The organism is Mycobacterium sp. (assembly GCF_032159765.1).
GTDB lineage: Bacteria > Actinomycetota > Actinomycetes > Mycobacteriales > Mycobacteriaceae > Mycobacterium.
Genome location: NZ_JAVHWM010000060.1, coordinates 144,947 through 159,426 on the forward strand (window position 1 = coordinate 144,947; position 14,480 = coordinate 159,426).

Sequence of the window (14,480 nt, forward strand, 5' to 3'; positions counted from 1 at the left end):
TCAGCCCACCGCAGCGAGAAGGACGGAGACAGCCGGAAGCGCGACCTGTGTGCCGTCAGGAATCCGCATGGGATCGTCGATCCTGTTGTACGCGGCGAGCGGCCGCCACAGTTGCGGATCGCCGTACTCCTGGTAGGCGACCAATGCGAGCGAATCACCCGCCACCATGGTGTGCGCGTCGTCGGCCCACAGTGCTCCGGAGGTCGGATTCTGTTTGGGGTCGGGCGTGACATCGATTTCTTCGAGGTTCACCGTGCACACTGCCCGGATCGGGATTCCGTTCTCGGAGAACCGAGTGTATTTGGCTTGAACCTGGCTCACGTAGCCCGCAAAACTTCTCACTTTGCCCCAGGCGAAGACGACGAGGCGGGGTACTGGAGTCTCGTTCTTGGCGAATTTGTCCTTGTACGGAACGCAGCAGGCGAACAGCTTGTCCACCGAAGCCACCACGTCGATGCCCTTCTTCGCGGAGGCGTCGAAGAACAGCTCGAGTGTCATCTTGCACGGCTCAGCGCCGGAGTACTCGGGAGGCCCGGCCTTCTTGTCCTTGGTCGGTTTGCGTTCCCATTTAGCGGATTTGGTGATCGATACTTCTTTGGGATTGAACTGGAAGTCGAGCTGGTCTGTCGGCTTCGAGCCGATGTCGGGTGGTTTGCCTTTGGTCATTTTGGCTTCGTACAAGAGCAGTGATGCAGATTGGGGCTGTGCCCAGGAGTCTTTCTTGCTGAGCTCGGCCTTCTCCGCTTTCAAGGCGACGGCTTTGCCGGCCATTATTTACTGCCCTTCGTGTTGCTGAATCCGTGGTGGGCGATCTCGAGCGTCTCGGTGAATACTTTTGGCGAGTCGAGATTCAGAGTTGGCCCTGTCCAGCGAACCGGGACCACGCTTTGCAGCTCCCACTCCATGACCGGCTTGCCCTCTGCGTCAAGCGCTTTGATCACCGCAGTCGTCGGCTCGAGGCCGTTCAGGACCTTGACGATCCACTTCGTCAGCTTTTCGCTGTCGGGCCCGATCGGACGGCTCAATTTGATGTTGGAGTACTTGACACGGGTCGGCAACTGCCACACGAGGCCGTTGGTGCCGCCCTCTTCCCGTTGTTCCATCACGACTTCGAGGCCCAGACCCTCACAGCTGTTGAACTTGCCCAGCTGCGATTTGTCGACGACGACGTCGAAGCACACACCGACATGCACTTCGACTTGGTCAAGCGGGTCAGGTTTGGTCATCGTCCCAGATCCATCAGTGCGCCAGCCCTTTCACGGTCCAGCCAGAGTTCGGCGCGCAGTCGCGCCGCCAACGTGTCGTAGATGTTGTTCACGAGATTGTCGACGTCGAGTTCCTTGCCCGCGCCGGCCGCCGCCGCGACCGACGACGTTGACGCAGCAGCTGCGGACGCAGGCGCCGGCGCCGGTGCGGCGGGCTCGGGTGCCGATGCCGTGTCCGCGGCCGGCGCCGAGTCCGACGAACTGTCGGGTTCCCGTTGGATCGTCGGTGGCGAGAATGTGATCGTGTTGCTGCTCAGGTCGTGGCTGTACCCGGGGTCCTGAAAATGCCCGGCGTCGCTGCCGTACTCAGACGGCGAGAACGTGTCGGACTCGGCCGCTGGTTTACTGAATTCCTTGCGGGCAGTGGGGTGGTCGGACACCTGCCCGAACATCCGTTGCAGGCCGACCGTGCGGGGGGCGTCGGCGATAACCGAACGTGCAGATGTAATCGGTGATCCGCTCGGCGTCGTGTCGCGGGCCTGACTGTTGTTACGCACGGGCGGAAGAACCACCAGTCGCCGCGCGCCGGCTTGCGGCGGCGCCTGGGTCTGCGTGCTGCTGCGTTGTACGACACCACCCCTTGACGGAAAGGGAAGCGCTGCGTCCGAGGATGGTGGGCCAGAGAATTCGCGGGTGGCTTCCAGCGGTGAGCGAACTGCCGGGAGTTCTTGGCTTTCAGTCGAACTCGAGAGGCCGTCGAGGGCGGTGGCACCACTGTCGGCCGCCTGGCCGCGCGGCTCCTCGGGAACCCGTTGCAGCGCCGGCCCTACGGAAGTGCGACGGCGCGGCAGCGCGGCGCCGGGACGGGTCGGTGTCGAGGCGTCGACCACAGGCAGCCGTGCCATCTCGGTCGAGGACAGCCGTTGCACACCCACCGTGGGTGGGGTTGGTGTCTCGCTGGCCGCCGGGTACTTATGACGCGTAGTTTGCGATGAGCCGGATGGTGCAGCCGTGATCGGTCCGGCGTCCCGCGGCGCGCCGGTCTCGCCTGCCGACACGACGGTCGAAAGCCGTTGCGCGGTCGGGGGAGTCGAAGGCTCGTCCCAGTCCGGTGTCTCGGCGGATCGCATCACTGTAGTGGTGTCGTTTGTCGACGAGACCGCGGGGAGCTTGGAGGCCGCCGGCCCTGTCGGGACCGTCGGGGTCGCGGGGGACGAACCAGTTTGTTCAGAGACATGCGCCTTCGTCGATTCCCGGGAGGGCGGGTCGCTCGCGCGCTGCAGTGTGGGGTTGGTGTCCTTGGCGGATGACGTTGGCGCCTTGGGACTACCGCCCGGAGTGCGACTGGCTGGCTCAATGGTGGGCAGCTGGGGTAACGGACGAGAAATCACGGACGATTGCGACGTATTGGCATGGGACACCACATCGCGCTGCACGGGGGACAGCTGGCGCAACGGGACTGCCGGGGCCGGGCTTTCGCTCGACGTGTCGGCGAGGCGCTGCACCGCGACGGCGGGCTGGGCGGTGTGCGCGTGCTCCGATGATCCTGACACATGTTCTGTCGCAACAGGGTTGGCGATCTTCTCCGATTCAATGACGTCAGAGCTGAAGAGGGACTCGGACTCGCCGGCAGCGCCCACGGGTTCGCTCGTGGCCTCGAGCATCCGGGGTTGCTCGGGCTCCGGTGATTCCATCATCGAACCGGCGGCGGACTCGGTGGGGCCGGGGACGTCCACCGCCCGGACTTCTCGCACAGGCCTGAGCACGTCCGGAACATCGGCGGCTCGTTGCACCGGGGCGATCGGCGGGTACAGCGTTTCCCGGGCTGGCGCGGTGGACGGACGGGGCGGCTCCTGCCCAGCGGAGGTCGGTTGACGAAGCGCTCGCTGCACCGCCGCCGGTGACGCTCCCCACGTCCGCGACTGCGGCGTAGGTGCGGCAACGGCATCCGTCTGGGGCGCCGCGTCACCCGCCGAATTCTGGAACGGCAACACTGACAGACTGTCGGACTCACCGGCCGACAGCAGGTCCAAAGAGTCTGTGAGGCCAGGGTTTTGAGAAGTTGTCAGCGATTCGGTAAAGCCATCGAACTGGGCTGTGGGCTCGATATCGCCGACCGTCCGCTGGATGGAAGGGAGCCGATGCCATGCGGGTTCGCGCCGAACCGCTGCTGCGGTCGGCTCGGCGGCTGGGGACTTCGACCGTCCCCAGCCCCAGTTGGCCGGCCACCACTTCGGCATCGGTCAGGCCCTCCTGTCAATTCGATCCATTGAGGCGTTGGATCAGTCGCACATAGCGGCGACGGTCGGCGTGCTCGAGGTCGAGCAGATCGCCCAACGCCCAGTGCAGGTGGTAGGCGATGTACGAGACCTCCTCGTGAAGGCGTTCGGTCCCGTACGTCACGATTCCCCCAGGCGGCTCCCTGCCACATCGACGGCGAAGTCGTGTTCGCAGTTGGGGCATGTGACCCGGGCGTGGGTGTGCCCGTCCTGGTTGACCCGCCGGTACAGGTCCTGAAGAAACGCCAGGTCCGATGCGAACAGGTTCTCGATGATCTCGGCGTAGACGTTGTCGATGTCACCGATCCGCATCACGACGCGGCTGATCAGCACGACCGCAAGATAATTCGGATTCTCGCGGACCCGGTCGTCGCGCTGCGACACGAGTTCATCCCGTGCCGTCGCCAGTCGCATCACCCCGGTGCGGTGCACCGCGCCCGACTCGTCGACGTATCCACGCGGCAGAACGAACGCGAACTCGGTGCGCATCTCTTCGCGCGAATACTCCTGCCCTGGCCCATCGGCCAGGGCAGAAGTCCCGTTAGCGAGTGAGCGACGCATTAGGCCACTTCGCACTTCTCGTATGTGACGACGAGCTTCTCGGTCATAACGCTGGTGTCGCCGGCCTTCATCGAGCTGATCTCGAGGCTCTTCGGCCACGCCGCCGTCAGGTTGTAGCGCTTCACCGTCTCACCCTCGTAGTCGTAAACGATGATGGCGCCGCCCTTTCGGGCGTCTTTCATCTTGCCCAGCTGCGAGGCCTTGATCCACTTGTCGAACCCGCCGTCCTTCGTCAGGGGGCGAGTCAGCGTGCACTCACCGGCTTTCCACCGGCCGGGCAGCTTCTTGATCATGTATTGGCCGTTGTCGGCCTGGTTGCTCTTGTACTCGATGACGTCCTGCTCCATCTTCAGACCTGTCACTTCCGTGATGGCCTTGATCTGGAGTCCGTCGAACTCGAGGCCGAATGAGTGACCGACTGAACTGTCATGTTCGTCCATTGCCATGGAGATTCACCTGCTTTCTGTAAGAGGGGGTTTGCTATTCGGCGACGAGGCTGGTTCCGCCGGAGTACTGCGAGAGGCGGAAGATCACAAACTCAGCGGGTTTCACTGGTGCGATGCCGATTTCGCAGACCACCTGCCCGGCATCGATTCCCTCGGCGGGGTTCGTCTCGTCGTCGCACTTGACGTAGAACGCCTCGTCGGGGGTGAGTCCGAATAGCGCGCCGCTGCGCCACTGCATGACCAGGAACGCACTGATGGTGCGGCGGAGCTTGGCCCACAACGCGTGATCGTTCGGCTCGAAGACGACCCAGTCGGTGCTGGTGAGGATCGACTCCTCCAGGAAATTGAACAGGCGCCGAATGTTCAAGTAACGCCATGCCGGGTCGGACGACAGCGTGCGGGCACCCCACACCCTGATTCCCCGACCGGGGAATGAGCGAATGCAGTTGATTCCCACAGGGTTCAGCAGATCGTGCTCCTTGCGGGTGATCTGGGTCTCGACGCGGATTGCGCCGCGCACGATCTCGTTGGCCGGCGCCTTGTGGACCCCACGGGTGTCGTCGTTGCGGCCCCAGATGCCCGCGACAAATCCGGACGGCGGTAGGTAGCCGTTCCCGGTGCTGACCCACGGCCAGTACAGGGCAGCGAATTTCGAGTCATACGCGGCCTTGTCGACTCGCCATTCCTTGATCTGCTGCGCATTCAGGCCAGGAGGCGGATCGAGGATCGCGATGCGATCACCCATCAGCTCGCAGTGCGCAATCATCGCCGTCTGCACCGACTGCACGGTGTCGAGGTCGACGGCTCCGCGCTGGTAAGCCGTCAGCAGATCCGGCATGCACACCATCGTGATCTCGTCGATCACCTCGAGACCCTGAACGCCACTGCGCTCGTCGACATCACCGATGTAGTCGTCGCTGGACAGGCGGGCGGGCGGACTGGACACCACGATGTCAGGCGCGGCGAGCGTGACTTGCATGCCTGCCTGAAGGTCCTCGGCGGCTTTGCCGGAGATCTGCTCGATCTTGATGGTTTGCGACGTACCGGTGACGACAGAGGCGACGTTGGTCTTTCCGCGCGACGAGGAGACGTTCGGGTACTCCTCGATGACGCTCCCGTCACGGACGACGACAAGTTTCAGGGCGTTGGGCTGGTCCTCGCCCTCGGTCTGGAAGGGCGCCACCTCCACGCGGATGCTGTCGGGGCGCGTGCTCGGATCAAGCGCGAGCACCCTGTAGTTCGCAAGCACTCCTTGCGGTGTGGCCTCGATCTGCTGCTGGCCACCGGACGAGCCGTTCTCTCCCTCGCCGTCGCCGATTCGGACGACGTAGGAGTTGCCGCCGCCGTTCTGGAAGTAGCCAAACACCGACTCCGCCAGGCAGGCCCCATCGATGGGACCGCCGAACGTCTTGGTGAATTGACTCCAGTTGCTGATCAGCGTGGGTTGGTTGAAGGGGCCCCTTTCGGCGAGGCCGATGAAGGCCGCCACTGCGGTCCCCACGCCTTCGATGGGCCTTGAGCCGGAGTCGGTTTCCTCGACATAGACACCCGGCGACAGATACGTCGGCATTACGCCTCCTCGGTGGTTTCGTGGGCTGCAAAGGATCGTGCTCTCGTTGACGGGTCGTGCGAAGGATCGGGAGGACTGCCGCTCGGGCAGCAGTTGTTGCACCTTGGGGCAGACGCGCACCATGCGAGGTAAAACTTGCCCCTCCGTACACCGGCCACTGCCCAAAGGGATAGGCCCCCGCGTCTTCCGTCCGGGCCGAGATCGGAGGATCGTTGTACGCGTCGAAGGAAGCGAGGACGTCATGCATGCCCACGAAGGCGACCAGGTATTTCACTCTGAGTTGCGCCCGAAGGCCTCTCGACTCGAGGAGCCCGAGTCCGCGCTTGCGCTCAAGGCGGCACTTTCCGGGCGTCTCGATGTCGCCGGACCCAAAGGCGTCGTAGGCCTGCAGAGGGTAGCGGGCAACGCGGGCACCGCAGCGCTCGTTGAAGAGGAACGGTCACCTGTGCTCGACACCGTGGGCTCGGGAGGCTCGCCGCTGTCCGAGGACGTTCGCACCGACATGGAGGGCCGGCTCGGCCAGGACTTCGGCGACGTCCGTGTCCACAACGACGGGGCCGCCCACGAGTCGGCGAAATCTGTGAACGCCCAAGCATTCACAGTCGGATCCGACATCGTGTTCCAGAGCGGGATGTATGACCCGAGCTCGGATTCCGGCCGGCACATGCTCGCCCACGAACTCACGCACGTCGTGCAACAACGCAGCGGTCCGGTCGATGGCACGGACGCCGGTGGTGGGGTGAAGATCAGCGATCCATCCGACCGATTCGAGCGCGAAGCCGTCGCGAACGCTGACCGGGCGATGTCGGGCCCTGCGCCGGACGCGGGAGTTCAACGCAGTGCCGAGGCAAGTGGGGCGGTGTCGGTGCAGCGTGAGGACGCGCCGATGGAGGAAGAGGAAGAACCGGCAGCCCAGACGTTCGTCCAGCGCCAGGACGAGGAACCTGAAGAAGAACCGGCCTGACGGTCGCGGTATGCCTGAGCGTTTCGCGCGCTAGCGACGGACGTCGCTGGGCGCGGGCGGCGGAACCGCGGTGCTGAGAAGCCTGGCGTAACAATCATTCGCAGCGAGCTGTTTGGTGTTGCACCATCCATTCGCGGCATTGCCGTCGTTGAAAGCCTTGCCGTCCACGGCGACCACTGTGACCCAGACGTCGGGCGGTGGACTCAATGTTGTCCAGTCGCTCGAGCGCAACAGTCGCACGTTCGGCTGGGACAGCCGCAGTTTGAAGTGCTGCTTGAGGATCTCCTGCGCTGTTTGATCGCCGAGTTTCGTGGCGGCCAGCTGCGGCACCCATTTGTCGGTCAGCTGTGAGGCCATGAGCTGGCGGTCGTTGTCCGCGATTGTGTTGAGCCCGCTCAGTGCGGCAGCCTCGGCGTCGACGAATTCCTTTGGCGCCGGTCCTGCCGCCGTCAGCGCCTTCAACTTGTCGTCCCTCGGCGGTGTGGGGGACGGAGGCGGTTGGCTCACAGGGTCGTATCGGACGTCGAGCGCGCTCAATGACGTGGCAGCCGGGTCAAGTGGCGGGAGGGTTTCAGGGGTTCGCCAAAACATGCCAATGGGAAACCGGAAGTCGCGCAACACATATTCGTCGCTCCCGCCGCGTGGCGGCTGCGGAACCACGATGGGGGTGGCGGACAGATCGAACTCTGCGGCGGCAACGTCTTGAGCCGAAACTGACACCGCCACACGGGTTTTCTGCGACAGGACCGTGCCGCCAAGGCATACGCCGCCGATCCGCGTCGTGACGACCAAGCCATCCTTATCGGTCGTGGCGCGAATCGGTATCAGCATCGCGCACGGCGCGCCGGCCGCCCCCGTCGCTGGCGGGGGAGTGTGGCTGTAGCCGACAACGAAGAAAACCATCAGCGCCGCCACCACGGCGAGCGCGCCCCACATCACCATCGGGCGGCGTTGCGCCTGCGGTGCGGGTTCCGAATCCAGAATCCACAGCGGCCAGCCCGGCGGCGGAGGGGGCAGCGAGGGATCGGGCTGCCAACTGATGTCCGGCTCAAAGCCTGGGGTCTGCGGCCAATTAGGAGGCGGGTTGAACCTGGCGCGGGTGCTGGGCGGCATTTCCGGCGGTCCTACTATCTGTCGGCGTTTGGGCTGCACCGATTGTCCCACGACGCCGCCTGTCCAAGCGTGGATTTCGAGTCCTTGTAAACCCGTGACATCCACATCGCGTTACCGCCTAAACTCGATCAGCTACGAGTTAGACTCGGGCAATTCCAGAATGCGGACGCCACTATGCCAGATGAAATCACGTGCCCCGAATGCGGGACAGCAAACCCTGCAGGATCGACGTGGTGCGTCAAAGACGGTGTATTCCTTGGATGGAGCGAGGACGAAGCACCGCCTGAGCCGGGCGCAGCTGAGTCCGCCCCAGCCTCGGAGAAAGAGCCCGCAGGCTCAGATCCGAAGGCAGAGTCAGGATCATCGTCGGACCCGGCGCCGCGGCCCGAGTCGTCGCCAGGTGAGAGTGGCGAGGAGAACCCACGCGCCTCCGGTGTGCGAATTCACCCGCCGGCCGCCAGGATCGAGCTCGTCGACACCCGCCACTCCCGCGTCGAGCTCGCCGTCGACAACACCGCGAAACACGAGCGGAACCTCACGCTGTCGGCTTCTGATACGGATCGCCTTCTCCAGCTCCGGATCGAGCCGTCGCAACTCGTGCTGAAGCCGAATCAGAGGGTGATGGTCGAGCTTCGGCTGACAACACCCCCGCCGCGACCTGGAACGGTCAGGAGTCACACTGTCAGCATCGTCGCGGAAGAGGGCGGCCGTCCTGCGGGCAAGACGGAGATCAGGTTCGACCAGCGGATCTCGGCCGCGCCCAGGACCACCGCGACCAGTCGCCCTATGCCTCGGGTCGGGCGCAATCGCCCTCGGCGGCCGGTCCCCGACCCGAATGCCGCTCCGACGACGGCATTTGAGTCCGCTGCTGCCACAACCGCTTTCGATCCCGACGCGACGCGCCGAGCCGACCTCGCCACCGCGAGGACTACAGCGGTAGCAGGAGGCGGTTCATCGGCAACCACCTTTCTTCCGCTAGCGGGCGGGCGAATCCGGTTGGAGCCCCAGACGGTTCATGCTGACGGAGGGTCGCGGGCGACATTTCTCGTGGTCGCCGACAACAGCCAGGGCCGCGAGACCTTACGGATCGCTTTGAACAAGGCTGACGGAGACGGATCGCTGAATTACGACTTCCGCCCGGACACCTTCGAAGTACCGCCTGCAAAGGTCATCGCAAGCACCCTGGTCGTCACGGCGCCGCTCACTCCGCAGAGCACCCTGGAAAGTCCCGTGAACGTGCGTGCGGTCGCCGGCAACGACACCGTCGACTGCTCGGGAACCGTTGTGCAGAGCGGAAACGTGTGGCGGTGGGTGGTCCCGTACCTGTTGCCGGTGCTGGGGGCGTTGATCGCGGTGGGCGGCGCGATCAGCCCGTTGACCAAACTCGTGAACTTCTACTGGTTCCACCGGCCCGATCCTGCCGGTCCCGAGCACGGAAGCTGGTGGCTCGCGGAGCCTGCGTTGAGCCAACCGGTGATCCGGATTCTGATAACGGTGCTCGCGATCGCCATGGCACTCGGGCTGGGCTTCGGGGGAGGCTGGGTCACTCGTATCGCGGCGTTGGCGATGTTTATCGTGATCGTCGGTTATGGCCTGTATTCGACGCTATGGCCGCTACCTGTGGACACGGGCGGAATGTCCTACGGCTTGTACCTGGTGGTCCTGGGAGCCATCGTCGGCTACGTCGGCGGGCTGCTTCGTCAGCAATGAGTCAATAGCCGTGCGCAGCTAATTGACAACCGGCCCGTTACCCACGCACTGCCCACCTTCGTAGTGATAGCCGGCGCCGCAGCTGTAAATCGTGGAGGTCGCCGGGCCGGGAACGCTCGTCGTGACGGTCGTGTACGTGGTCGTGGTCACCGTCGTCGCGGACGTCGAGGTTACCGTCGTGGGCACAGTCGTGGTCACCGTCGTCGTGGACGTCTGCGTCACGACTGATGTCACTGTGGCCGGTGGATCGGCCGGCGGAGACGGTCGATCGGCCGGGTGGTCGACGGCAGCCAGAGCCGGTGCGGCAGTGCGTGTTTCGATCCCGACTGCGGCGCCGAAAAGCACCATGAGGGCGGCCGCGGCCAGTGCGAACGAGGCGACAATCGCAAGGAGTCGCCTCGGTTTCGTCATGCTCAGTGCGCGGGAGGGCAAATCGGGCCTCTCCGTGGGCCATTGACGCCGGACTGAGGCACCGGAAGCGTCCGCCTCATAGCGCCCAAGTGTACGCACTCGACCCCGGTCGATCGGCCGTTCTCCGCTCATCGATGCCACGGTCAGCCAATCGGCGGGGGGCCAAAGGTGCCGGGGGGCGGGGGCGGCTCTACTTTCGTCGGAGGGAAAACGGTCCTGACCGTTCCAGGACCCGTGATCGTCGTGGTGGTGGGTACCGTCGCGGTCGAGTAAACCGTCGTCGGCACTGTGCTCGTCACGGTCGGCGACGGGATCGTCGACGTCACGGTCGACGGGATCGTCGTGGTGTTCGTGATCGTGGGTGTCGACCCGTCGGGCGGCGGGACATTAGACGTGGGTCCGCTGGTCGGCCCGTTCGTAGGACCTTGTGTGGGCCCGTTTGTCGGCCCGCCTGTTGGCCCGACGGTTGGTCCGTTGGTCGGCCCTTCGGTCGGACCACTCGTCGGCCCACTTGTGGGCGTGGTCGGTGTCGTCGCAGGCGGCGGGGGCTTGGTCAGTTCGTCGAGCAGAGGTGCGGGCGCGAGGCTCTTTGCCTTCCACTTCCCATTGTCGAGAACGACGTCGACGAGGACGCCGAACTTGTCCTCGATTCTGCGCCCGTCCGGAAAGTCGATGTCCTGGATAACGATGACGCTGCGGCTGACGGAGTTCTTGGTGTCGGGACCGCTGCTGACGCCGCCGCTTTCGGCGTCGACGACGTACGCGCGGGCTTTTACGGTGCCCTTTTGGTCGGCCACCAAGCCCATCTTGTAGTTGCTCTGGCGCTCGGCGGGAACGCTCATCTTCAGAAACAGCTCGTGGGTGAGGAAGGGCTCGAGGCGCTTGGCCGCATCCTGATTGTTCTCGAGCGGATTGGGCGGCGAATACAGCTGCTCGGGCACGGCCACCAGTGCATCCAACGCCGGGTCGCCGTAACGGCTGGCGGGCTTGGACGGACCGCCCAGCGTGGTCACGAGGACAATTGCCACCGCGGCGGCTACCGCCACCCCGCCAACGACCAAAGCGATGAGCTTGTGCCGGCTCACCACTTCGAGCAACCGCCGCAGTATGGACAACCGGCCTCTTCCCTGCCGTTCGAGGATGATGAGCTTACCTTTTTCAGAAACGCAGGCGGGCGGAACCGGCTGAGTGGGATGATGTTTCGCGGTCCCTTGTTTTCGAGGCTAAGAACGGTGCACATGGACTTGACGGTTAGCCGGTTCGAGCGGCGCGGCGGGCGACGCCTCGGGCGTGGGTTGCCGATAGTCCTCATCGTCGCCGTTGCCCTGTGTTCGTCGCCGTATGCCGCGGCGGCGCCGCAGGCTGCGGCGACGTGCCCGGCGAAGGCCTCGCCGATCCACGGGGGGAAATTCACCGCGGCGTCGGGGTTCGGGCCTCGATCAGATCCGCCGGATTTCCATAATGGCCTAGACATGGCAGATCCCCTGGGCACCCAGATCGACGCCGCATTCGATGGAAAGGTGAAGTACGCGGGGGCGGCACAGGGTTTCGGAAACTGGATAGTGATCGATCATCAGAGCGCAGATGGTCCGTTCTCCACGCTCTACGGGCACATGTACAACGACGGCCTGTTCGTCAAGGTCGGCGACCAAGTCAAGGCAGGACAGAAGATCGCGGCAGTGGGTAGCAACGGGCAGTCGTCCGGGCCGCACCTCCACTTCGGCTTCTTCCCCGGCGGTTACCTCGACAACTCGACGGCAAAGGACCCATCACCGTTCATCGGCGGGTACACGCCCTACGCTGCGGGTGCAACCAAGCTGGCGGCTGCGATCGCGAACTGCCCCTCACTGCAGTCGTCGGGTGGCATCGCGACGGGCAAACCGATCACCCCGCCCGCTTTTGTCCCGTGGCTGGTACAGGCCGGGAAGATATGCCAGGGCATCGACGCCCCGCTTTTGGCCGCGCAAGTAGAGTCCGAAAGCGGATTCAACGTCAATGCGAAATCACCCGCCAACGCTTTTGGGCCGGCCCAGTTCATCCCGTCCACGTGGAATACATGGGGCAAGGAAAAAGACAACATAGAACCACCAGAGCCGGGCGAGATCTTCGCCATCGGTGACGCAGTGATGGCTCAGGGTGCGCTCATGTGTCAGCTGTACGGCGAGGCGACCGCCGCCCTTGCAAATGGTTCGGTGAAGGGTGACCCTGTCCAGCTCGCGCTTGCCGGTTACAACGCAGGATTCGGAGCGGTCCAGTCAAACGGTGGGATTCCGCCCTATGCGGAGACCATCAAGTACGTGCAAATCATCCCGCAGCGCAGGGTGAAGTACACGAACGACCCGCAGCTGACGGGCGGCGTCACTCCACCGCTAGGTGGCGACCCCGCCCAGGCCAACCCTGCGATTGCGCAAGTCGCGGAGGAGTTCGTCGGCCGGCCGTGGGTGTGGGGTGGCGGCGATACCAGCGGTCCGACCAACGGCGGATTCGACAGCCCGGGCTTTGCCCGATACGTCGTATTCAAGGCCACCGATGGCAAGCTGACGCTGCCGCGCACGGTCGGCCAACAGTGGACTGTGGGCGCCGAGATCCCAATGGATCAACTGCAAGCCGGGGATCTGGTGTTCTCTGCCTTCAATGGATCCGCCCCCTCGCACGTCGCTGTCGCCACCGATCCCAAGCAGACCATCGGCTCCTATCAGGGCGCCGGTGTGGCCAAGTCGGGGTTGGCCCCAGACGCGAAAGCCCGCCGGGTGAAATGACAATTCGCACTCCTTCCCGCATGAGCCGCATCGTGACGGCTGCGCTGCCTGTTGCGGCGCTCGTCATCGGGTGCGCCTCAGCAAGGGGCATTGGGGAGTCGGTGAATCAAGGCGACGATGAGGCGGTGATCAAGCGGGTCATCGAGACGATGTTCACCTGGGACCCGGGCAAAGACACGTCTCCATCGGACGCATTCAACCGCGCAAGGCCATTGATGTCGGCGACCCTTTCCGCGCAACAGCCGGACTTCGGCGGTCCGCAAGCAGGATCGCAGTGGCATCAGTGGGCGTATGACCGCGCCACGATCACAGCCAAGGCGGACATCGTCAGCGACGAGCATCCGCCTGACACTGCCGAAAAGCACTACCGTGTTGTCGCCATCAAGCAGACGATCAACACGGCGACGGTGGGAGCGGGCGATGCAACTGGCAACCAAATCAACGCCACCGTGTGGGTGACTGCCGTTCACACGCAGGACGGCTGGCGTGTCGACTCCATCCAGACGTGATCGACATGCCTGACCCTCAAAGGACACGTGAATGCTGACTGGTCGAATTATCGTCGCGATCGCGGGCGCTGCGGCGCTGATAGTGGCAGGGATTTTCATTGTCAGGGGAGTGATCGCGAGTCCGCCGCCAAAACTGACCGGGGCGAAAGGCTCGTCGGTGGCAGCGCCGACACCGCCACCCGCGTCGAGCGCCGACCCGAACGCGAACTCGTCGGATCCGAACGCCGGCGGCCCATCGGATCCGAACGCCGGAGGCCCATCCGATCCGAACAGCGGCGGCTCCTCAAGTTCGAGTAGCTCGTCGAGCTCCCAGAGTTCCGGCAGCCCATCGACGCCCGCGTCGCCGCCTCCGTTGGCGCGGAAAGACACGAACGTTACCCAGAAGATCGGTCAGGTCGACGTCAACGTGGGCCTGCCTCAAGTGCAGGGCGGCAAGGACCCTGTGGCCCAGAACTTCAACAGCGCCATGGAATCCGCGCTGCAAACTCAGGCCGGCACGCTGTCCAAAGGCACACTCACCAGTGACGGCAAGACCAACGTCCGCATTGGCAAGAGTGTGCTCAGCGGCCTACTGCATTCGTCGTTCAATGAACCGGCGACCCCGCCGATCATGCTGGCCAACACCGTGGTGGTCGACACGACCAGCGGGAGCACTTTTGACACTTCCTCGATCTTCACAGATACGACTACGGGTTTGAAGAAGTTGCAAACGGAGGCGGTCAATTTAGGGCCAACGAAGAGCACAGCTCCGCAGAAATTCCTGCCCGCCAACGTCAAGGCGGACGCGAAGACGTTCGCACATTGGACCGCCGAGACTGATGGGATGCGAGTGTATTTCGAGCAGGGCGCCGTCGCGCCACCGACCGAAGGTGTCGTCGAACTCCTAATTCCGTGGGACGATCTGAAGGGCGTGCTGAAGTCCGGCGTGCAGGACATCCTCTCCAGCTGAGCGC

Annotated in this window: 15 protein-coding genes; 5 read left to right on the plus strand and 10 right to left on the minus strand. The window is 64.3% G+C overall.

All coding sequences use genetic code 11. The features are described 5' to 3' along the window. The 7 genes from QOH60_RS06820 to QOH60_RS06850 are packed head-to-tail and all read right to left on the minus strand — an operon-like array spanning window position 1 to window position 6,061. Window positions 1-771, minus strand: a complete 771-nt coding sequence (locus QOH60_RS06820) for a LysM peptidoglycan-binding domain-containing protein (protein WP_526418443.1) — start codon at window positions 769-771, stop codon at window positions 1-3. Beyond that, window positions 771-1,226 (minus strand): contractile injection system inner tube protein, encoded by a 456-nt coding sequence (locus QOH60_RS06825; RefSeq protein WP_526418445.1) that lies wholly within the window; start codon window positions 1,224-1,226, stop codon window positions 771-773. The genes QOH60_RS06820 and QOH60_RS06825 overlap by 1 nt, the downstream gene beginning before the upstream one ends. Next, a complete protein-coding gene (locus QOH60_RS06830; protein WP_526418447.1) occupies window positions 1,223-3,445 on the minus strand; it encodes a hypothetical protein in 2,223 nt (740 codons plus the stop codon). Before QOH60_RS06830 ends, QOH60_RS06825 begins: the two co-directional genes overlap by 4 nt. 16 nt (window positions 3,446-3,461) lie before the next feature. Continuing rightward, a complete protein-coding gene (locus QOH60_RS06835; protein ID WP_526418449.1) occupies window positions 3,462-3,608 on the minus strand; it encodes a DUF6760 family protein in 147 nt (48 codons plus the stop codon). Next, a complete protein-coding gene (locus tag QOH60_RS06840; protein ID WP_526418451.1) occupies window positions 3,605-4,045 on the minus strand; it encodes a hypothetical protein in 441 nt (146 codons plus the stop codon). The genes QOH60_RS06835 and QOH60_RS06840 overlap by 4 nt, the downstream gene beginning before the upstream one ends. Continuing rightward, window positions 4,045-4,491, minus strand: a complete 447-nt coding sequence (locus QOH60_RS06845) for a contractile injection system inner tube protein (RefSeq protein ID WP_526418453.1) — start codon at window positions 4,489-4,491, stop codon at window positions 4,045-4,047. The genes QOH60_RS06840 and QOH60_RS06845 overlap by 1 nt, the downstream gene beginning before the upstream one ends. Before the next feature lie 34 nt (window positions 4,492-4,525). Then, window positions 4,526-6,061 (minus strand): phage tail sheath family protein, encoded by a 1,536-nt coding sequence (locus QOH60_RS06850; protein ID WP_526418455.1) that lies wholly within the window; start codon window positions 6,059-6,061, stop codon window positions 4,526-4,528. A 241-nt stretch (window positions 6,062-6,302) separates the two neighbouring features. On the opposite strand from QOH60_RS06850, the gene QOH60_RS06855 reads away from it, so the two are divergent. Next, window positions 6,303-7,025, plus strand: coding sequence for an eCIS core domain-containing protein (locus QOH60_RS06855; RefSeq protein WP_526418457.1), 723 nt, complete (start codon window positions 6,303-6,305; stop codon window positions 7,023-7,025). Between the two features lie 30 nt (window positions 7,026-7,055). Here the strand turns inward: QOH60_RS06855 and QOH60_RS06860 are convergent, their stop codons facing one another. Continuing rightward, complete coding sequence (locus tag QOH60_RS06860; protein WP_526418459.1) at window positions 7,056-8,138, minus strand: hypothetical protein; 1,083 nt, start codon at window positions 8,136-8,138, stop codon at window positions 7,056-7,058. 174 nt (window positions 8,139-8,312) lie between these two features. On the opposite strand from QOH60_RS06860, the gene QOH60_RS06865 reads away from it, so the two are divergent. Next, a complete protein-coding gene (locus tag QOH60_RS06865; RefSeq protein WP_526418461.1) occupies window positions 8,313-9,848 on the plus strand; it encodes an acyltransferase in 1,536 nt (511 codons plus the stop codon). An 18-nt stretch (window positions 9,849-9,866) separates the two neighbouring features. On the opposite strand, the gene QOH60_RS06870 is transcribed toward QOH60_RS06865, so the two are convergent. Both QOH60_RS06870 and QOH60_RS06875 read right to left on the minus strand, forming a co-directional pair. Then, window positions 9,867-10,259 (minus strand): hypothetical protein, encoded by a 393-nt coding sequence (locus QOH60_RS06870; protein ID WP_526418463.1) that lies wholly within the window; start codon window positions 10,257-10,259, stop codon window positions 9,867-9,869. Between the two features lie 143 nt (window positions 10,260-10,402). Then, complete coding sequence (locus tag QOH60_RS06875; RefSeq protein ID WP_526418465.1) at window positions 10,403-11,374, minus strand: PT domain-containing protein; 972 nt, start codon at window positions 11,372-11,374, stop codon at window positions 10,403-10,405. Between the two features lie 123 nt (window positions 11,375-11,497). On the opposite strand from QOH60_RS06875, the gene QOH60_RS06880 reads away from it, so the two are divergent. Genes QOH60_RS06880 through QOH60_RS06890 form a run of 3 tightly spaced genes read left to right on the plus strand, consistent with a single transcriptional unit; the run spans window position 11,498 to window position 14,476 of the window. Next, window positions 11,498-13,018 carry a peptidoglycan DD-metalloendopeptidase family protein gene (locus tag QOH60_RS06880; protein ID WP_526418467.1) on the plus strand — a complete coding sequence of 507 codons (1,521 nt, stop codon included), beginning with the start codon at window positions 11,498-11,500 and terminating at the stop codon, window positions 13,016-13,018. A gap of 20 nt (window positions 13,019-13,038) precedes the next feature. Continuing rightward, entirely contained in the window at window positions 13,039-13,527 is a 489-nt protein-coding gene (locus QOH60_RS06885; protein WP_526418469.1) for a hypothetical protein, read from the plus strand. A gap of 31 nt (window positions 13,528-13,558) precedes the next feature. After that, the gene (locus QOH60_RS06890) at window positions 13,559-14,476 is read left to right on the plus strand and encodes a hypothetical protein (RefSeq protein WP_526418471.1); all 918 of its coding nucleotides are present in this window, start codon (window positions 13,559-13,561) and stop codon (window positions 14,474-14,476) included. Window positions 14,477-14,480 lie beyond the last annotated feature (4 nt).